Here is an 18,701-nt window from a genome sequence, read left to right as displayed (position 1 = left end):
CGTCCCGTGCGCCCCATCCCTCGCCCAGCCTCCGTGCCGGTCCGTGCGGACCGGCAGGCGACCGGTCAGAGGTGGTTGTAGACGTCCTCGAGCGTGAGGCCGAGCGCCAGCATCAGCACCTGCGAGTGGTAGAGCAGCTGGCTGATCTCCTCGGCCGCGCGCTCCTTGGACTCGTGCTCGGCGGCCATCCAGGACTCGGCCGCCTCCTCCAGGACCTTCTTGCCGATGAAGTGCACCCCGGCGTCGAGCTCGGCGACCGTGCCCGACCCCTCCGGCCGGGTGGCGGCCTTCTCCGACAGCTCGGCGAACAGCGCCTCGAACGACTTCACGCCCATCCCTTCAGCACGTCCCGCAGCACGACGGCCGTGCTGACCGCGGCGCTCGCCGCTTCGTACCCCTTGTCCTCCTGCGACCCCGGCAGCCCGCTCCGCGCGTAGGCCTGCTCCTCGTCGTCGCACGTGAGCACGCCGAACCCGACCGGCACGCCGGTCTCGACCGAGACCTGTGTCAGCCCGGAGGTGGCCGCCGAGCACACGTAGTCGAAGTGCGGCGTCCCTCCACGGATGACCACGCCGAGGGCGACGACGGCCTCGCAGCCGGACCGGGCCATCCGGGAAGCCGCGACCGGCAGCTCGAAGGTGCCCGGCACGCGGACCACGACGGGGTCCTCGACCTTGCAGTGCGACAGCGCCGTCAGCGCGCCGTCGAGCAGCCCGCCCATGATCTCCTCGTGCCAGCGGGCGGCGATGACCGCCACGCGCAGCCCGTGCCCGTCGGCGTGGACCGTCGGGGCGCCGGCTCCGCTCACGTGGGGCTCCTCTCGAGGTTCGGCCCCTCCGGGCCGGAGTCCGGCAGGTCGGGGAGCTCGTGCCCCATCCGATCCCGCTTGGTCCGCAGGTAGTGCAGGTTGTCCTCGGTCGGCACCACGGTCAGCGGCACCGTCCCGGAGATCTGCAGACCGTACCCCTCGAGCCCGGCGCGCTTCGTCGGGTTGTTGGTGAGCAGCCGCATCGTGCGCACGCCGAGGTCGGCCAGGACCTGCGCGCCGGTGCCGTAGTCGCGACGGTCGGCCGGCAGCCCGAGCGCGAGGTTGGCCTCGACCGTGTCGGCGCCCGCGTCCTGCAGGGCGTAGGCCCGTAGTTTGTCGATGAGCCCGATGCCGCGGCCCTCGTGGCCGCGCAGGTAGAGCACGACCCCGCGCCCCTCCTCCGCGACGGTGCGCAGCGCCGCGTGCAGCTGCGGGCCGCAGTCGCAGCGCAGCGAGCCGAACGCGTCGCCGGTGAGGCACTCGGAGTGGACGCGGACCAGCACGTCCTCGCCGTCGCCGAGGTCGCCAGCGACCAGGGCCACCTGCTCGGCCCCGTCGCGCAGGTCGCGGTAGCCGACGGCCCGGAACGTCCCGAACTCCGTCGGCAGCCGGGTCTCCGCCATCCGCTCGACCGACTTCTCGAACCGCCGGCGGTAGGCGATGAGCGCGGCGATCGACACCAGCGGCAGGCCGTGGGCGTCGGCGAAGCGGCGCAGCTCGGGCAGGCGCGCCATGTCGCCCGGGTGCTCCTCGCTGACGACCTCGGCGAGCACGCCGGCCGGCCGCAGCCCCGCCAGCTCGGCCAGGTCGATCGCGGCCTCCGTGTGGCCCGCCCGCCGGAGCACGCCGCCGGCACGGGCGCGCAGCGGGACGACGTGGCCGGGGCGGAGAAAGCTCGTCGGCGTCGACGCCGGGTCGGCCAGCAGCCGGATCGTGCGCGCGCGGTCGGTGGCGGAGATGCCGGTCGTGACACCCTCCTTGGCGTCCACGGTGACGGTGTACGCCGTCTGTCGCCGGTCCTCGTTCACCGCCGTCATCGGGGGCAGGCCGAGCCGGTCGCACTCCTCCTCGGGCAGCGGCACGCACACGTAGCCCGAGGTGTGCCGGACCATGAACGCCACCAGCTCCGGCGTCGCCTTCTCGGCGGCGAAGATGATGTCGCCCTCGTTCTCGCGGTCCTCGTCGTCCACCACGACCACGGCGCGGCCGGCGGCGATGTGCGCGACGGCGAGCTCGACCGGGTCGAGCCGGACCTCGGTCGGCCCGTCGGCGACCGCGGTCATGCGGCGCCTCGCGGGCCGAGCAGGGACTCCACGTACTTCGCGAGCACGTCCACCTCCAGGTTGACCGGGGCACCGGGGCCCTTGCTCCCGAGCGTCGTCGCCTCGAGCGTGGCCGGGATGAGGCTCACCTCGAGCCATCCCTCGCCGACCGCGCTCACCGTCAGCGAGACCCCGTCGAGCGTGATCGAGCCCTTCTCCACCACGTAGCGCCCCAGGCCGGCCGGCACCTGCACGCGCACGACCTCCCACCGGTCCCCCGGCGTACGCGAGACGATCTGCCCGGTGCCGTCCACGTGGCCCTGCACGATGTGGCCGCCGAGCCGCGAGCTCAGGGCGACCGGCCGCTCGAGGTTGACCCGGTCCCCCACCCGCAGCGCCCCCAGCGACGAGCGCACGAGCGTCTCGCGCATGACGTCGGCCGAGAACACCCCGTCGACGACGTCGACCACGGTGAGGCAGACGCCGTTGACCGCGATCGACGCGCCGTGCACGGCGTCGCTCGTCACCAACGGGCCGCGCAGCGTGAGCCGCGCGCTGTCGCCGAGCTCCTCGACCCCGACGACCTCGCCGAGCTCCTCCACGATGCCGGTGAACACGCCTACTCCTCCGCCTCGTCCTGCCGCGCGCCCCGGGCACGCGGCACCGCTTCCAGTCGCACGTCCGGCCCCACGCGCCGGACGTCCAGCAGCTCGAGCCGGTACGCGTCGGCGATCGTCGCCACGCCGGCCTCCGCGAGCGCGGGCGCGCCGGCGCCGAGGAGGGCGGGGGCGACGTAGCCGACGACCCGGTCCACCAGCCCGGCCCGCAGCAGCGCGCCGGCGAGCGTGGGACCGCCCTCGACCAGAGCGCGCAGCACGCCCCGCGCGTACAGCCCGCGGGCCAGCGCCTGCAGGTCGACGTGCCCGTCGGGGCCGACGCCCAGCTCTGCAGCGGTGGCGACCCACGTCGGCGCGGTGTCGTCGAGGACACAGCTGCCGGTCGGCGTGCGCCCGGCCGTGTCGACGACGACGCGCAGCGGCTGCCGGGCGGCGGGCGTGCCGTCGGGGGCGCGCACCGTGAGCTGCGGGTCGTCGGCGAGCACCGTCCCGACCCCGGCGACGACCGCGTCGACGTCGGCGCGCAGCGCGTGGACGTCGGCCCGGGCCTGCGGGCTCGTGATCCAGCGGCTCGTGCCGTCGGCTGCGGCCGACCGGCCGTCGAGCGTCGCGGCGTACTTCCACACGATCTGCGGTCGGCCCAGCCGGGCGGCCGTCAGCCACCGGGCGTTGCCCGCCTCCGCCTCCTCGGCGAGGACCCCGCCCTCGACCGCGACGCCCGCGGCGCGCAGCTGCTCGGCCCCGCCGCCGGCGACCGCGGACGGGTCGGCGACGGCATAGACGACCCGGGCGATGCCGGCCTCGAGCAGGGCGCGGGTGCACGGGCCGGTGCGGCCGGTGTGCCGGCACGGCTCCAGGGTGACGACGGCAGTTGCGCCGCGAGCGGCGGCTCCGGCGGCGCGCAGCGCGGCGACCTCGGCGTGCGGGCCGCCGGGGCGCTCGTGCCAGCCCTCGCCGACCGTCCGGCCGTCGGGGTCGAGGACCACACAGCCCACGACGGGGTTCGGCGATGCGGTCGCGGCTCCCCGTTGCGCCAGCTGCACGGCACGGCGCATCGCCTCGACCTCGGCCTGACCGGCCATCCGCCCCTCCGTCCCGCTGCTCGCCTACCTGCGCGGGCCCCGGAGAGCGGGCAGGCCGCAGCGGCGAGCGGACCGGCGCACGCTCCCGCCGCGGCACCGGCGCCGTCGGCGGCCAGCTCCGCGCGGGGACGCGGACGTCCCACCCGCCGCGTGCCGCCTCCCGTCCGGACTCTCACCGTCGGTCCCGGAGTTGCACCGGGTCAGCCGGCCCCGGCGCCGGAGGCGCCTCGGCCGGGTCGCGGACTGTCACCGCCGGTTCGGACTTGCACCGATCCCGGGGCACGCGTCGTGCTCGGGGAACATCGTCGCACGCGCGGGGATTCCCGCCGGGCTTCCGTTGAACGGCGTCCACGATGCGGGACGGCCGGCTCGGTGGGTGGACCCTGCCGGCATCCGGTGAGCTCGGGCCGCTGGAGACCGCGCCCGATCCCGGGTCAGGCCTGCGCGGTCTGCGCCTGCGCGGCCAGCTGGCGCAGGCCGCGGACCGCCTCGGCGGGGTCCTCGGCGCCGTACACCGCCGACCCGGCCACCAGGACGTCCGCCCCGGCCTCGACGACGCGCTCGACGGTGTCGGCCGCGACACCGCCGTCGACCTGCAGCCACACCTGCGCCCCGGACCGGGACACCAGCTCGCGCGTGCGGCGCAGCTTCGGCAGCACCAGGTCGAGGAACTTCTGGCCGCCGAACCCGGGCTCCACCGTCATCAGCAGCAGCATGTCCAGCTCGGGGAGCAGGTCGGCGTACGGCTCGATCGGCGTCGCCGGGTTGAGCGCCATCCCCGCCCGGGCCCCGCGGGCGCGCAGCTCGCGGGCGAGGCGTACCGGGGCGGACACGGCCTCGGCATGGAACGTGACGGAGCGTGCACCGGCTTCGGCGTACGAGGGCGCCCAGCGGTCCGGGTCTGCGATCATCAGATGGCAGTCGAGCGGGAGCTCACTGACCTGGGCGAGCCGCTCGACGACCGGGAGGCCGATCGTCAGGTTGGGCACGAAGTGGGCGTCCATCACGTCCACGTGGACCCAGTCGGCGGCCGGCGCGATCCGTGCCACCTCCCGCGCCAGGTCGGTGAAGTCGGCGCTGAGGATGCTCGGCGAGATCTGGACCGTCACGAGCGGGCCGGCCGGGGCAAGACGCAGCTGAGAACGGCTTCGACGCGGTGCATGAGCGCCGATGGTAGGCGGAGGGCCCGCGACGCGAGGAGGGAGTCGGCGTGCAGACGGTGCGCGGCCTGCTCGCCTCGCTGCTGCGGGTGCAGCACCCTGACCCCGACGTACGCCGCCGCGGCCGGGTGCTGGTCGCGCTCTGCTCCAGCGTCTCGGTCATCGCCCTGGTGCTGGCCCCGATCGTCGCCCAGCTGTCCGACGCGAGCAGCGGGCTGTGGACGCTCGCCCTGACGAGCGCCGCGTATCTCGGAGTGGTGCCGCTGGCCCGCCGGGGGCACGTCGGGATCGCGAGCGCCGCGGTCGTCTGCACGTTCGGCACGATCATCGCCGGCATCGTCCACGTGACCAACGCTCAGCTCTCGCCGGTCTACTGCTCGGTGATCGTCCTCGTCGGCGGCCTCGTCGTCCGGGTGCGGGCGGTGCCGCTCGTGCTGCTCGCGACCGTCGGGCTGATCCTCGCGCTTCCGCACATCTCCGGCGACGGGACCCGGCCGTCGAGCTACGACGACGTCGCGGTCGCCGGGGTCCTCATGTCGGTGGTGGCAGCGTTCGCCGCCTTCCTCACCTCGCGCATCGTCTCCACCCTGCTCCGCGAGGCGGAGACCGCCCGGCTGCAGGCGGCCGACCTCGCCGCCAGGCTCTCGGAGGTGAACGGGCAGCTCGAGGCGCGGGTCGCGGCGCGTACCGAGGAGCTGGAGGACGCGCTGCGTCGGTCCCGGGTGCTCGCCGGCCAGCTCGAGGGCATGACCCGGCGGGACTTCCTGACCGGGCTCGGGAACCGGCGCGAGCTGGACGCCGCTCTGCGCGCCATCGACTCCCGCCGCGAGCCGCCGCACTCCATCAGCCTCGCGGTGTGCGACATCGACGACTTCAAGACGGTCAACGACCGCTTCGGCCATCCGGCGGGCGACGAGGTGCTGCGCCGCGTGGCCACGACCCTGGACCGGGGCCGGCGCGCCGGCGACCTGGTCGTGCGGCTCGGCGGCGAGGAGTTCGTGCTGCTGCTGCCCGGCGCCGAGCAGGGCCAGGCCGCGGAGGCGTGCGAGCGGCTGCGCGCCGCAGTGGCCGCGCTGGACCTCGACGACGTCTCCCCCGGCTTGCGCGTCACCATGAGCGTCGGCGTCGCCACCGGCGGCCCCGGCCCGGCCCATCCGCGGCTCGGTGCGCTGCTCGGAACCGCCGACGCCCATCTCTACGAGGCCAAGCGCGCGGGCAAGGACCGGGTCGTGACCGGCAAGCTCGACACCGGCCGGCCGGCGATCGTCGCGTAGCCGGCCGACCGGGGCCGGCCGGCGGCCTCAGCGCCGGCGCAGCAGGGTGAGGTACATCGCGTCCGTCCCGTGCCGGTGCGGCCAGAGCTGCACGTCCGGCCCGTCGCCGAGCGCGGGCAGCGGGCGCACCGCGACCGCCGCGAGGACCGCACGCGCGTCGATCCGCTCGACGTCGTCGCGCCCGGCGAGCACGTCCTCGACGACGTCGCGGGTCTCCGCGCGGTGCGGGCTGCAGGTGGCGTAGGTCACCACTCCGCCGGGCCGCACCGCCTCCAGCGCAGAGCGCAGCAGGGCGCGCTGGAGGGGGCCGAGCCCGGCGACGTCCTCCGGCGTACGCCGCCAGCGCGCCTCGGGGCGGCGGCGCAGCGCGCCGAGGCCGCTGCAGGGCACGTCGAACACGACCCGGTCGAACGCGCCCGGCCGCCACGCCGGCACCGTCGAGTCCGCGACGACCACGTCAGCGGCCCCGGTCGGCACGGCCGCCTGCGCGACCAGCCTCGCGCGGTGCGGCGCCAGCTCGGCCGCGAGCACGCGCGCGCCTCGGCCGGCCGCGAGCCCGGCCAGCAACGCTGCCTTGCCCCCTGGCCCGGCGCACCCGTCGAGCCACGCGGCATCCGGCCCCTCGATCGCCGCGCCCGCGGCCGCCAGGGCCACGAGCTGGCTGCCCTCGTCCTGTACCCCGGCCTGCCCGGCCCGGACCTCGGGCAGGTCGCCGGGGTCTCCTCCGGGCAGCACCGCGGCGTACGGGGACCAGCTGCCGGGGTGCGCGCCGTCGGCCAGCAGCTCCTCGACGTCGGCCCGGCCCGGGCGCACGGCCAGCGTCACCGCCGGCCGGGCGTTGTCTGCGGCGAGCGCGGCCGCGAGCTCCTCCAGCGACCCGTCGAGGGCGTCGCGCAGCGCCTCGGCGACCCAGCGCGGGTGGGCGTGGGTGAGCGCAAGGTTGCCGACCGGGTCCTCGGAGTACGCGGGGGCGAGCTCGGTCAGCCACTCGTCCCGGTCGCGGCCGGCCACCCGACGCAGCACGGCGTTGGCGAAGCCCGCAGCCCCGCGGGCGGGGCCGCGGCGGACCAGGTCGACCGTCGCGGACACCGCGGCGTGCGGCGGGATCCGGGTGGAGAGCAGCTGGTGGGCGCCGAGACGCAGCACGTCGAGCACCGGCCCGTCGACCCGGGTGAGCGGCCGGTCGGCGCACGCGGCGAGGACGGCGTCGTAGGTCCCGAGCCCGCGCAGCGTGCCGTAGGCGAGCTCGGTCGCCAGCGCGGCGTCGCGCGGCTCGAGGCCGCGCTCGCGCAGCAGGGCGGGCAGCACGAGGTTGGCGTAGGCGTCCCGCTCGCGGACCGCCCGGAGCACCTCGTAGGCGGTGTCGCGCGCCGGGTCCTGCGGTGCGCGCCGCTGCGGGCGCCGGGCGCCGTCCGGCTGAGCCCGGCGCGGCCCGCCAGAGCGCTGCCCGGACCCGGCCCCGCGCCGTGGTGCAGAGCCCGCGGCCCGGGCGCCTGGCCTGGAGCCGCCGTCGCCGCTCACCCGAGCCGCTCCCCCGGCTCCGGGCGGGTCCCGCGCGCCCAGTCTGCCGCTGCCATGGCGCGCTTGCCGGCGGGCTGCACCTGGTCCAGCTGCACCGGCACGGTCGCCGTGCCGACGCGGGCGCCGGCGCGGTCGACCGCGAGCTCGCCGGGCGCGAGGGCTGGGGCGTCGGGCAGGGGGCGTACCGGCCCGAGCCGGAGCCGCTCGCCGCGGAACGTCGTCCACGGGCCCGGGGCGGGGGTGCACGCGCGGGCGCGCCGGTCGACGGCGAAGGCCGGCTGCGACCAGTCCAGCCGCGCGTCCTCCACCGTGAGCTTCGGCGCCAGGCTCACGCCATCGGCCGGCTGCGGGGTCGGCGCGGCGGTCCCGTCCTCGATGGCGTCCAGCGTCGCCGCGAGCAGCCCGGCCCCCGAGCGCGAGAGCCGGTCGAGCAGGTCGCCGCTGGTGTCGGTCGGGCGCACCGTCTCGGTCACCAGGCCGAAGACGGGCCCGGTGTCGAGGCCCTCCTCGAGCAGAAAGGTGCTGGCTCCGGTCACCTCGTCGCCGGCGAGCACGGCGTGCTGGACGGGGGCGGCCCCGCGCCAGGCCGGGAGCAGGCTGAAGTGCAGGTTGACCCAGCCCGCCCGCGGGATGTCGAGGGCCGCCCGCGGCACGAGCGCGCCGTAGGCGACCACCGGGCAGCAGTCGGGGGCGATCGCCGCAAGCCGCTCGAGGAACTCCGGGTCGCGCGGGCGGGCGGGCTTGAGGACCTCGATGCCGGCGGCGGCAGCACGCTCGGCCACCGGGCTCGGGGCCAGCCGACGGCCGCGCCCGGCCGGCGCGTCGGGCCGGGTGACCACGGCGACCACCTCGTGCCGGCTCGCGATCAGGGCGTCCAGGCTGGGAAGGGCGACGTCGGGCGTGCCCGCGAAGACGAGGCGCACGGCGGCTAGAAGGCCAGGCCGTGGGTGGCGTGCGGGCTCTCCTTCACGGGGGGCGCGGGGGCACCGGCCCACTCGGCCTCCCGCAGCGCGCGCAGCGCCAGCTTGCGCTGCTCGCGGTCGAGCCGGTCGATGAAGAGCACGCCGTCGAGGTGGTCGGTCTCGTGCTGGACGCAGCGGGCCAGCAGCGCGCTGCCCTCGATGATCACCGGGTCGCCGAACTCGTTCTGCCCCTTGGCCACCACGCGCATCGCACGCCGGGTGTCGAAGGCGAGGCCCGGGAGCGAGAGGCAGCCCTCGTCGCCGTCCTGCTGCTCCTCGGACAGGTCGAGCGTGGGGTTCACCAAATGGCCGAGCTCGCCGTCGACGTAGTAGGTGAAGACCCGCAGAGAGACGCCGATCTGCGGCGCGGCCAAGCCGGCGCCCGGGGCGTCGATCATGGTCTCGGTCAGGTCCTTGACGAGAGTGCGCAGCTCCTTGTCGAAGTCGACGACCGGCTCCGCCTTGGTGCGCAGCACCGGGTCTCCGAACAGTCGGATGGGCTGGATCGCCACGGGCTGGCACTCCTCGGGACGGCGGGCGGAACGCTTCAGTCTAGGAGACCGGAGCCGGCGCCCCTGGCGTGCGCGCGGCCGCTCGGCGGGCGGCAGTCGCCCCGACGCGCGAGAACCGGTCCTCCGACGACGGCCGGCCGAGGCGTCCGCCTACCCGAGGTCGAGCGGGTCGACCCGCACCCGCACGGGCTCGGAGTCGCGCCGCGCAGACCGCAGGGCCTGAGCCGTCGCCAACGCCGAAGCCAGGGCCGCCCCGGCCGCGCGCGGCGCGCGGACCACGGCACGCGCGACCGGCGGCTCGTCAGCGGGCGGGGGGCCCGCACGGCCGGCGGGCCGGCGCGTCAGCTCGGCCTCCACCGGGACCCCCAGGTCGACCCCGGTCACACCCGCCCCGTCGAGGGTGCGCCGCACGTCGGCCAGCACGGTGGCCACCGCGGCCAGTGGGCCGGTGACGGTCGCGACCCGGGCGACTGGCGGCAGCCCCAGCGGCGCCCGCTCGGCAAGCTGCGCGGCGGCCGCGCCGAACGGGTCCCACCGCACCAGCGCCTGCACTCCCGGCAGCCCCGGATCGCCGCAGAGCACGACCTCGCCGCCCTCCGCCGCCGGACGGACGAGCGCCGCCGCGGCGGTCCAGCGCCGCAGCGCCTCCTCCTCGGCCCGCAGGTCCGGCCGGGCGAGCAGGGCCACGGGGTCGAGCAGCAGGGCGGCGGCGTAGCCCCCGTCCGCGACCGGCTCGGCGCCCGGAGTGGCGACGACGAGTGCCGGTCGGTCGGCGACGCGGAGCAGCGGCTTGTCGCCGGAGCTCTGGCGCACGCGGGCGCGCGGGAAGGCGCGTCCGAGCTCCTCGGCGGTGCGCGCCGCGCCGACGACGATCGCGCGGGGCCGGTCGGCGCCGCACTCGGCGCACCTCCAGCCCGGTCCTCCGCGCCCGCACCAGCGGCAGGCCGGGACCGACCCGCCGGCCCGCAGCGCCAGCGGCCCGGAGCAGTGCAGGCAGCGGGCGGGGGTACGGCAGCGGCTGCAGGCGAGCGCCGGCACGTAGCCGACACGAGGCACCTGGACGAGGACCGGGCCGCGCTCGAGGGCTGCGCTGGCCGCGCGCCAGGCCGAGCTCGGGATGCGGGCCGCGGCAGCCAGCGGGTCGTCGGCGCGGGGGCCGTCGGCAGCCGTACGCACCCGGGGCGCGGCCGCGCGGACCTCGGCTCGCGGAGCAGCCAGCGCGCGCGCCCAGCCGCTCTCGACCAGTTGCATGCCCTCGGCCGTCACCGTCCTCCCGCCGAGCAGCAGCGCCGGCGCGGGCACGGCATCGGCGGGCCCGGGGCTGTCCCCGTGCGCGGCACGCAGCAGGCACACCTCGCGGGCGTGGGGGTAGGGCGCGCGCTGCTCGGCGAGGCTCTCGTCGCCATCGTCCCAGCAGACCACCAGGCCGAGCCGCCGGACGGGTGCGAAGGCGGCGGCGCGCGTCCCGACCACGGCCTGGGCGCGGCCCCGACGCAGGGCCAGGAACCGGCGGTAGCGCTCGGCAGGGCCCAGCGCCGCGGTCAGGGACACGTGCCGGCCAGGGCCGAGCATCTCGGCCAGGGCAGCGTCGACCCGCGCGACGTCGCGGGCGTCGGGCACGACGACCAGGGCTCCGCGTCCTCCGGCCAAGGCCGCCTGGACCGCGACGGCGATCTCCTGCGGCCAGTCGTCGCCGGGCCGCGCCGCCCAGACCGCGCGCGGCGCTCCCCCCGCCGCGACCGCCGCCAGGTAGGACGGGCCGTCGACGTAGCGCGACCACGGGCCCGGCTCCGGCACCGGCGGCAGGGCCACGACCGAGCCCGCCGCTGCGTCCCGGACCGCGTCCGGCCCCACGCCGAACGCGTCGGCCGGGATCGCCTGCTCGGGCGCGACGTGCTCCGCCCCGACGCCCGCCGCTTCCCCGGCACCCGCTGCCGCGTCGGCTGCATCAACGCCGTCCGCATCCACGCCGTCCGCATTCACGCCGTCCGCATTCACGCCGTCCGCCCCGACGCCCTGCGCCCCGACGCCCTCCGCCCCGACGCCCTCCGCCTCCACGGCCGCGTGCCGCGGCGGCACGGCGAGCCGGAGCACGTCGGCGAGCGTGCCGGCGTAGCGGTCCGCGACGGCACGGGCGAGCCGGGCGACGTCGGGGGCTAGCACCGGCTCGGGGGACACGACCCGCCGGATGCGCTCGAGCCGCCCGGAGTGCTCGCTGCTGTCGACCCGCTCGAGGACGAAGCCGTCGACGTCACGTCCGGCGAACCGCACCCGGACCCGCGCACCGGGCACGGCGGCCGCGGACTGCGGCTCGGTGACCACGTAGTCGAACGCGCGGTCCAGGTGCGCCAGGGCCACGTCGACCGCCACCCGCGCCACCGGCCGGTCCGCTGCGGGCGGGTCGACCGGCCGCGGACGGGCACGCCGGACCTGCTCGCGCACGAGCGCCAGCTGCTCGTGCGGCGGCTCCACTCCCGTCGCGATCACTCTCCCAGTCCTAGCAGCCGGTACCGACAGGGCCGACATAACGCGGAGCCGCTCCCCGCGCCGCCCCTCCTGACCGCGGCCCGGCGACAGCCGCCGCCTGGCGCCGGTCCGTGCCGTACCCCTCAACGCCGACGGGCGGCGCGCCCCCGGTGCGGGAGCGGCCGCCCGTCGGGCGGAGCGCGATGGGGTCAGGCCCCGGCGGCCGCACGCAGCGCGTCGGCGCGGTCGGTCCGCTCCCAGGTGAAGTCGGGCAGGTCACGGCCGAAGTGGCCGTAGGCCGCGGTCTGGGCGTAGATCGGGCGCAGCAGGTCCAGGTCGCGGATGATCGCAGCCGGACGCAGGTCGAACACCGAGAGCACGGCGTCCTGGATCTTCTCGTCGGCGATCTGGCCGGTGCCGAACGTCTCGACGAACAGGCCGACCGGGTGCGCCTTGCCGATCGCGTACGCGACCTGCACCTCGCACCGCTTGGCCAGGCCGGCGGCGACCACGTTCTTCGCGACCCAGCGCATCGCGTACGCGGCGGAGCGGTCGACCTTGGACGGGTCCTTGCCGGAGAAGGCGCCGCCACCGTGGCGGGCCATGCCGCCGTAGGTGTCGACGATGATCTTGCGGCCGGTCAGGCCGGCGTCGCCCATGGGGCCGCCGATGACGAACTTGCCGGTCGGGTTGACGAGCAGCCGGTGGCCCTCGGTCTCCAGGCCCACGGGCGCCGCCTCGGCGAGCACCGGCTTGATGACGTGCTCCTCGATGTCGGGCGCGAGCATCCCGGCGATGTCGATGTCCTCGGCGTGCTGGCTCGAGACCACGACGGTGTCGAGGCGGACGGCGCGGTCGCCGTCGTACTCGATCGTGACCTGGGTCTTGCCGTCCGGGCGGAGGTACGGGAGAACGCCCTCCTTGCGCGCGGCCGTGAGGCGCTGCGCGAGCCGGTGAGCCAGCGCGATCGGCAGCGGGTAGAGCTCGGGGGTGTCGTCGCAGGCGTAGCCGAACATCAGCCCCTGGTCGCCGGCGCCCTGGCGGTCGAGCGGGTCGTCGTCGCCCTCGACCCGGGACTCGTACGCGTCGTCGACGCCCTGGGCGATGTCGGGCGACTGCGCGCCGATCGACACCGACACCCCGCAGGACAGCCCGTCGAAGCCCTTGGCCGAGGAGTCGTAGCCGATCTCGAGGACGGCGTCGCGCACGATGCCGGGGATGTCGGCGTACGCCTGCGTCGTGACCTCACCGGCGACGTGGACCTGGCCGGTCGTGATGAGCGTCTCGACCGCGACGCGGCTCTTCGGGTCGTCCTTGAGCAGGGCGTCGAGGACCGAGTCGCTGATCCGATCGGCGATCTTGTCCGGGTGGCCCTCGGTGACTGACTCGGACGTGAACAGGCGTCGGGACACGCGCTCTCCTGGTCTCCGGCGTAGTGCCCGGGCGGACACGCTCGGGCTCTGGGCGGTTTCGGCGCCCGTACGGGCGGTGGCTAGCCGCCGAGCCTACCGGGGACCAGGCGCGGCACCCGCCGTTCGGACTCAACTGGCCCGCATGATGAGACGAGCGCCACGCGCCCGCCGGGAGCCGGCCCGGTCAGCCCGCGCGGTCGGGCAGCAGGGCGAGGGCACGGTCCCAGACCACGTCGGCGAGGGCCTCCTTCGGCCCGGGGGCGACGACCTGCTCGGACCCGTCGCGGGCGAGGACCACCCCTGCGTTGTCCGCGGACTCGAACCCGGTCGAGCGTGGCCCGTCCCCCACCTCGTTGACCACCAGCAGGTCGCATCCCTTGCGGGCGAGCTTCGCCCGGCCGTGCGTGAGCACGTCCGCCTCCGCGTCGCCGGTCTCGGCGGCGAAACCGACGATCACCGGCGCCCCGAGCTCCCCGGCGGCCCGGGCCGCGACCAGGCCCGCGAGCACGTCCTCGGTCTGCTCGAGCTCGATCGTCGGGGCGGCCGTCCCCGATTTCTTGATCTTCGCCTGCTCGGTGCGCACGGGGCGGAAGTCCGCGACAGCCGCGGCCATGACGACGACGTCGGCGCCGCGGGCCAGGCCCAGCACGGCCGCGTGCAGGTCGGCCGCCGACCGGACGGGGACCACCCGCGCCCCTGCGGGCGGAGGGAGCGCGACGTTGGCCGCGACGAGGTCGACCTCGGCGCCGCGCGCCAGGGCGGTCGTGGCCAGCGCCCAGCCCTGCCGCCCGGAGGACCGGTTGCCGAGGAAGCGCACGGGGTCCAGGTGCTCCCGCGTCCCGCCGGCCGTGACGACGACCCGGAGCCCGGCGAGGTCCTGCAGCGGCCGAGCCCCGCTCGTGACCACGTCGGTGGCGGCGCGGGCGAGCGCCCGCCGGCACGCCTCGGCGATCTGCTCGGGCTCGGGCAGCCGGCCCGGCCCCGAGTCCGCGCCGGTCAGCCTCCCGACGGCGGGGTCGAGCACCTGGACGCCACGAGCCCGCAAAGTGGCGACGTTGGCCCGCGTCGCCGGGTGCTCCCACATCTCGGTGTGCATGGCGGGGGCGAAGACCACCGGGCAGCGCGCCGTCAGCAGCACGTTGGTCAGCAGGTCGTCGGCGAGCCCGTGCGCGGCGCGGGCCAGCAGGTCCGCGGTCGCGGGGGCGACGACGACGAGGTCGGCCTCCCGCCCGATGCGCACGTGCGGGACGTCGGCCGCGTCCGACCAGACGTCGCGGCGGACCGGGCGCCCCGACAGCGCCTCCCAGGTAGGCGCGCCGACGAAGCGCAGCGCGGCCTCGGTCGGGACGACGGTCACGCCGTGCCCGGCTTCGCGCAGCCGCCGGAGCAGCTCGCAGGCCTTGTAGGCGGCGATGCCGCCGGTCACCCCGAGGACGATCTCAGCCATGGCAGCCCAGCCAACCAGCCCCGGCCGGGAACGACGAAGCGGGCCCGCTCCGGGAAGAGCGAGCCCGCTTCGTGACGTGCAACAGGACTACGGCTGCTCGATCGGCTCCGCCGTGAGCAGGCCGGCGTTGATCTCGCGGAGCGCGATCGACAGCGGCTTCTCGTGGACGTGCGTCTCGACCAGCGGGCCGACGTACTCCAGCAGGCCCTCGCCGAGCTGGGAGTAGTACGCGTTGATCTGGCGGGCGCGCTTGGCGCCGTAGATGACCAGGCTGTACTTGGAGTCGGTGGCCGCCAGCAGCTCGTCGATCGGCGGGTTGGTGATGCCCTCGGGGACGACCTGGGAACCGGACACGCTCTGCTCGCTCTCGTCGCTGGCTGGGTGCTCCCCCGTGAGCCCGCAAAGCCGGTGCCGTCGTGCTGTGGCGTCAGGCGCTCGGGTTGACAGGAGACTCCAGCAAGGCTACCAGCCGGGTGCACAGCTCATCGACATCCGTGTTGACCAGCGTCACGTCGAACTCGCCCTCGGCCGCCAGCTCCTCGCGCGCGGCCTCGAGGCGCCGCGCCACGACGTCCTCGGGCTCGGTGCCGCGGCCGGACAGCCGCCGGACGAGCTCGTCCCAGGACGGCGGCGCGACGAAGACGAGCAGCGCGTCCGGGGCGCGGTCGCGCACCTGGCGCGCGCCCTGCAGGTCGATCTCGAGCACCACGGGCACGCCGGCGTCGAGCCGGGCCTGCACCGGGCCGCGGGGGGTGCCGTAGCGGTTGCCGGCGAACACCGCCCACTCCAGCAGGTCGCCCTCGGCGACGAGGCGGTCGAACTCGGCGTCGGTGACGAACCAGTAGTGCACGCCGTTCACCTCGCCGGGCCGGGGGAAGCGCGTCGTCGCCGAGACCGACACCCAGACGTCGGGGTACCGCTCCCGCAGCGCCTTGACGATGGTCGTCTTGCCGACCCCCGAGGGGCCCGACAGGACGGTCAGCCGGCGCGGCGGGGGCGAGGCCTGCTCGGGCGTCGTCACGCGTCCCGCGCGGGGAACTCGCGCTCGAGGGCGGCGACCTGGTTGGCCCCCAGGCCCCGGACCCGCCGGGTCTCGGCGATGCCGAGGCGCTCCATGATCTGCTTCGCGCGGACCTTGCCCACGCCCGGCATGGACTCCAGCAGCGCGGAGACCTTCATCTTCCCGACCACGTCGTCGTCCTGGCCGGTGGCGATCACCTCGCCGAGGGAGGCGCCCGAGTGCTTGAGGCGGCTCTTCACCTCGGAGCGGGCGCGCCGCACCGCCGCGGCCTTCTCGAGGGCCGCAGCCCGCTGTTCGGGCGTCAGAGGGGGAAGGGGCACGCGGTTCACCTCGCGGTTGGACGCCGGGCTGCTTCGACGGCCGGGAGAAAGTTCGACGGCCTGAAGCCGGAAACCTAGCGAGTCCTCGGACGGGGAGGCAACGCACCCCCCTGGGTACGCCGGGGCGCGGGGCTGCTGGTCAGCGGGCGCCGGGCGCCAGGGCGGCTGCGAGACCGGCCGCCGCCTGCCCCGGATCGGCCGCGCCCGTGATGGGCCGGCCGATGACGAGCAGGTCCGCGCCGTCGGCGAGCGCCTGCTCGGGAGTGGCGACCCGGGCCTGGTCCCCCAGCGCCGCGCCGGCTGGGCGAACGCCGGGCGTGACGAGGACGATGTCGGGCCCGACCTCCTCGCGCACCGCCAGGACCTCCTGCGGCGAGCAGACCAGGGCGCGGGCGCCGGCGGCGACGGACAGCGCCGCGAGCCGGCGTACGGCGTCCAGCGCAGGCCCGGCCAGGCCGATCCGGTCGAGGTCCTGCGCGCTGAGGCTGGTCAGGACCGTCACGGCTGTGACGCGCCCGGCCGGCAGCGCCTCGGCGGCGGCGCGGACCATCGCCGGGCCGCCCGCGGCGTGCACGGTCAGGTAGTCCGGCGCGAGGTCGGCCACCGAGCGGACGGCACCCGCGACCGTGTTGGGGATGTCGTGCAGCTTGAGGTCGAGGAACACCTCGCGCCCGCCGCTCGCGCTGCGGACGGCCTCGACGGCCTCGCGCCCGCAGCGCAGGTAGAGCTCGAGGCCGACCTTGAGCGTGCGTACGTGCGGGCCGGCCGCCCTGGCCCACGCGACGGCGGTCTCCAGGTCGGGGGCGTCGAGGGCGACCGCGATGGGAGCGGGGGTCGTGCTGGTCATCAGCGGCCCTCGTCGTAGGCGGTCTCGTCGTAGCCGCTGCCGGCGCCGTCGGCGGACGGTGCCCGCAGGCTCGGCCCCGGCGGCACGGGCGGGGCGATGCGGTCCGCTCCCGCCCCGAGGGCGGAGTGGGCGTAGCCGACGGCGTCCCGCATCCGCTCGAACCCGCGCTCGGCGAGCGCCGTCCGCAGCTCGCCCAGCACGCGCAGCGGCGCACCCGGGTCGTTGAAGACGGTCGTCCCGACCGACACCGCGCTCGCCCCGGCGAGGATGAGCTGGAGGGCGTCGAGCCCAGTGCGCACCCCTCCCACGCCGAGGATCGGCACCTCCGGGAGCGCGGCGTGCACCTGCCAGATGCAGCGGACGGCGACCGGGCGGATGGCGGGGCCGGACAGGCCCCCGGTGACGCCACCGAGGACGGGGCGCAGGGTCGTGGTGTCGATGACCATGCCGAGGACGGTGTTGATCATCGTCAGGCCGTCAGCGCCGGCGCCGACGCAGGCACGGGCGATCGAGACGATGTCCGTGACGTCCGGGGAGAGCTTCGCCAGGACGGGGATGGACGGGTCGGTGGCGCTGCGCGCGGCGGCGACCGCGGCCGCCGCTGCGTCGGGGTCGCAGGCGAAGACCAGCCCGCGGTCCTCGACGTTGGGGCAGGAGATGTTGACCTCGACCGCGGTGACCGTCCCCGGCGGCGCGAGCGCGAGCCGGGCGGCCACCTCGGCGTACTCGTCGATGCTGCCGGCCGCGATCGAGGCGATGGTGCGGGCGCCCTGGGCCTTGAGCCAGGGCAGGTCCTGCTGGACGAACGCGTCGACGCCCGGCCCCTGCAGGCCGATCGAGTTGAGCATGCCGCTCGGCGTCTCGGCCATGCGCGGGGTCGGGCGGCCCGAGCGCGGCGCGAGCATGACGCTCTTGGTGACCATCGCACCGAGTCGCGAGAGCGGGAAGAAGCGGGAGAGCTCGCGCCCGTTGGCGGCACAGCCCGAGGCGGTCGCCAGCGGGTTGGGCAGCGCGGCCCAGGCGAGCGAGGTCCGCATGTCGACCTCGGGCTCGGGCACGTCGGCGCTCTGCGGCAGGACCGGCCGCACGGCGGGTGGTGTCGTCATCGTCAGTGCCCTCCGGCCGCGACGGGGGCGCCGAGGCAGTCGGCGGGGACGGTACCGACGTCGGCCCAGCGCACGGTGTCCCCGCGGAAGACCGGCCCCTCGGTGCAGGAGCGGACCATGCGGGTGACCCCGTCCTCGCCGACGACGGGGAGCACGCAGGTCATGCAGACGCCGATGCCGCAGGCCATCGCCTCCTCGACCGCCACCTGGGCGGGCACCCCGGAGCCCGCGGCCACGTCGGACACGGCGCGCAGCATCGCCATCGGGCCGCAGGCGTAGACCGCGTCGGTGCCCGCGCGCTCCATGACCCGGGGCAGCACGTCGGTGACGCGGCCGCGGGTGCCGAGCGACCCGTCGTCGGTCGTCACCGTGACCGAGTCGGCCATGCGCTTGGCCTCGAGGACCCCGAAGAGCCGCTCCTCGGTCGCGGCCCCGAGCACGATGTCGACCCGGCAGCCCCGCGCGCGCAGCCGCTCGGCGAGCGTGAAGAGCGGCGCGGAGCCGTAGCCGCCGCCGACCAGGGTGCAGCTGGCCGGCTCGCGGGGCAGCGCGAACGGCGTCCCCAGCGGGCCGACGACGTCGACGGGATCGTGCGGGCGGCGCGAGGCGAGCCACTCGGTGCCCGGCCCGTGGGCGGAGACGACGATCTCGACGGTCCCGCCGTAGACGCCGCGCTCCTGGCAGCGGTAGATGCTGAAGCTGCGGCGCAGCAGCATGCTCGAGCTCTCGTCGCCGATGGCGAGCGCGACGAAGTGGCCCGGCCGGAAGCGCTCGGCGACGCCCGGGGCGAGCAGCGTCAGCGCGTAGTAGGCGCCGACGCGGCGCACGGACAGCGCCTCGCCGCGCACCTGCACGACCCCGCCGGCGGGAGGAGAGGACGCCAC

General features: G+C 76.5%; 19 protein-coding genes and 1 riboswitch. Of the genes, 1 reads left to right on the top strand and 18 read right to left on the bottom strand.

Going from position 1 to position 18,701, the window contains the following annotated elements:
• Nucleotides 1-65 precede the first annotated feature (65 nt).
• From G9H71_RS09660 to rpe, 6 genes are all read right to left on the bottom strand, one after another.
• Complete coding sequence (locus G9H71_RS09660) at nt 66-329, bottom strand: phosphoribosyl-ATP diphosphatase (RefSeq protein ID WP_166281131.1); 264 nt, start codon at nt 327-329, stop codon at nt 66-68.
• The gene (gene ribH, locus G9H71_RS09655; RefSeq protein ID WP_166281129.1) at nt 326-808 is read right to left on the bottom strand and encodes a 6,7-dimethyl-8-ribityllumazine synthase; all 483 of its coding nucleotides are present in this window, start codon (nt 806-808) and stop codon (nt 326-328) included. The genes G9H71_RS09660 and ribH overlap by 4 nt, the downstream gene beginning before the upstream one ends.
• The gene (locus G9H71_RS09650) at nt 805-2,091 is read right to left on the bottom strand and encodes a bifunctional 3,4-dihydroxy-2-butanone-4-phosphate synthase/GTP cyclohydrolase II (RefSeq protein WP_166281127.1); all 1,287 of its coding nucleotides are present in this window, start codon (nt 2,089-2,091) and stop codon (nt 805-807) included. The genes ribH and G9H71_RS09650 overlap by 4 nt, the downstream gene beginning before the upstream one ends.
• The gene (locus G9H71_RS09645) at nt 2,088-2,687 is read right to left on the bottom strand and encodes a riboflavin synthase (RefSeq protein WP_166281124.1); all 600 of its coding nucleotides are present in this window, start codon (nt 2,685-2,687) and stop codon (nt 2,088-2,090) included. Before G9H71_RS09645 ends, G9H71_RS09650 begins: the two co-directional genes overlap by 4 nt.
• 2 nt (nt 2,688-2,689) lie before the next feature.
• Nucleotides 2,690-3,769, bottom strand: coding sequence for a bifunctional diaminohydroxyphosphoribosylaminopyrimidine deaminase/5-amino-6-(5-phosphoribosylamino)uracil reductase RibD (gene ribD / locus G9H71_RS09640; protein WP_166281122.1), 1,080 nt, complete (start codon nt 3,767-3,769; stop codon nt 2,690-2,692).
• A gap of 146 nt (nt 3,770-3,915) precedes the next feature.
• A riboswitch (FMN riboswitch) is annotated at nt 3,916-4,056 on the bottom strand.
• A 147-nt stretch (nt 4,057-4,203) separates the two neighbouring features.
• Nucleotides 4,204-4,878, bottom strand: coding sequence for a ribulose-phosphate 3-epimerase (rpe, locus tag G9H71_RS09635; protein WP_166281120.1), 675 nt, complete (start codon nt 4,876-4,878; stop codon nt 4,204-4,206).
• Between the two features lie 101 nt (nt 4,879-4,979).
• Between rpe and G9H71_RS25020 the strand changes: the two genes are divergently transcribed.
• A complete protein-coding gene (locus G9H71_RS25020) occupies nt 4,980-6,203 on the top strand; it encodes a GGDEF domain-containing protein (RefSeq protein ID WP_331272875.1) in 1,224 nt (407 codons plus the stop codon).
• Between the two features lie 27 nt (nt 6,204-6,230).
• On the opposite strand, the gene G9H71_RS09625 is transcribed toward G9H71_RS25020, so the two are convergent.
• The 12 genes from G9H71_RS09625 to G9H71_RS09570 all read right to left on the bottom strand — a co-directional run bounded on the left by G9H71_RS09625 (nt 6,231) and on the right by G9H71_RS09570 (nt 18,701).
• Complete coding sequence (locus tag G9H71_RS09625) at nt 6,231-7,724, bottom strand: RsmB/NOP family class I SAM-dependent RNA methyltransferase (RefSeq protein ID WP_166281118.1); 1,494 nt, start codon at nt 7,722-7,724, stop codon at nt 6,231-6,233.
• The gene (fmt, locus tag G9H71_RS09620; protein WP_166281116.1) at nt 7,721-8,647 is read right to left on the bottom strand and encodes a methionyl-tRNA formyltransferase; all 927 of its coding nucleotides are present in this window, start codon (nt 8,645-8,647) and stop codon (nt 7,721-7,723) included. The genes G9H71_RS09625 and fmt overlap by 4 nt, the downstream gene beginning before the upstream one ends.
• Before the next feature lie 5 nt (nt 8,648-8,652).
• Nucleotides 8,653-9,198 carry a peptide deformylase gene (def, locus tag G9H71_RS09615; RefSeq protein ID WP_166281114.1) on the bottom strand — a complete coding sequence of 182 codons (546 nt, stop codon included), beginning with the start codon at nt 9,196-9,198 and terminating at the stop codon, nt 8,653-8,655.
• A 150-nt stretch (nt 9,199-9,348) separates the two neighbouring features.
• On the bottom strand, nt 9,349-11,682 hold the full coding sequence (locus G9H71_RS09610) for a primosomal protein N' family DNA-binding protein (protein WP_407939698.1): 2,334 nt from the start codon (nt 11,680-11,682) through the stop codon (nt 9,349-9,351).
• Nucleotides 11,683-11,873: 191 nt separating this feature from the next.
• Nucleotides 11,874-13,076: a methionine adenosyltransferase gene (gene metK, locus G9H71_RS09605; RefSeq protein ID WP_166281110.1), complete on the bottom strand. Its 1,203-nt coding sequence runs from the start codon at nt 13,074-13,076 to the stop codon at nt 11,874-11,876.
• 184 nt (nt 13,077-13,260) lie between these two features.
• Complete coding sequence (gene coaBC, locus G9H71_RS09600) at nt 13,261-14,523, bottom strand: bifunctional phosphopantothenoylcysteine decarboxylase/phosphopantothenate--cysteine ligase CoaBC (protein ID WP_166281108.1); 1,263 nt, start codon at nt 14,521-14,523, stop codon at nt 13,261-13,263.
• A gap of 87 nt (nt 14,524-14,610) precedes the next feature.
• A complete protein-coding gene (rpoZ, locus tag G9H71_RS24470) occupies nt 14,611-14,877 on the bottom strand; it encodes a DNA-directed RNA polymerase subunit omega (protein ID WP_166171774.1) in 267 nt (88 codons plus the stop codon).
• Nucleotides 14,878-14,950: 73 nt separating this feature from the next.
• Entirely contained in the window at nt 14,951-15,544 is a 594-nt protein-coding gene (gmk, locus tag G9H71_RS09590) for a guanylate kinase (RefSeq protein WP_166281106.1), read from the bottom strand.
• Complete coding sequence (mihF, locus tag G9H71_RS09585) at nt 15,541-15,864, bottom strand: integration host factor, actinobacterial type (RefSeq protein ID WP_166281104.1); 324 nt, start codon at nt 15,862-15,864, stop codon at nt 15,541-15,543. Before mihF ends, gmk begins: the two co-directional genes overlap by 4 nt.
• A 139-nt stretch (nt 15,865-16,003) precedes the next feature.
• Nucleotides 16,004-16,711 carry an orotidine-5'-phosphate decarboxylase gene (pyrF, locus tag G9H71_RS09580; protein ID WP_166281102.1) on the bottom strand — a complete coding sequence of 236 codons (708 nt, stop codon included), beginning with the start codon at nt 16,709-16,711 and terminating at the stop codon, nt 16,004-16,006.
• Nucleotides 16,711-17,748: a dihydroorotate dehydrogenase gene (locus tag G9H71_RS09575; protein WP_407939696.1), complete on the bottom strand. Its 1,038-nt coding sequence runs from the start codon at nt 17,746-17,748 to the stop codon at nt 16,711-16,713. The genes pyrF and G9H71_RS09575 overlap by 1 nt, the downstream gene beginning before the upstream one ends.
• Before the next feature lie 71 nt (nt 17,749-17,819).
• The gene (locus G9H71_RS09570) at nt 17,820-18,701 is read right to left on the bottom strand and encodes a dihydroorotate dehydrogenase electron transfer subunit (protein ID WP_331272873.1); all 882 of its coding nucleotides are present in this window, start codon (nt 18,699-18,701) and stop codon (nt 17,820-17,822) included.

Origin of the sequence: Motilibacter deserti (assembly GCF_011250635.1) — a bacterium.
GTDB classification, from domain to species: Bacteria; Actinomycetota; Actinomycetes; order Motilibacterales; family Motilibacteraceae; genus Motilibacter_A; species Motilibacter_A deserti.
The sequence above is the reverse complement of the archived record's forward strand: the minus strand, read 5'-3'. Positions and strand labels throughout refer to the sequence as shown.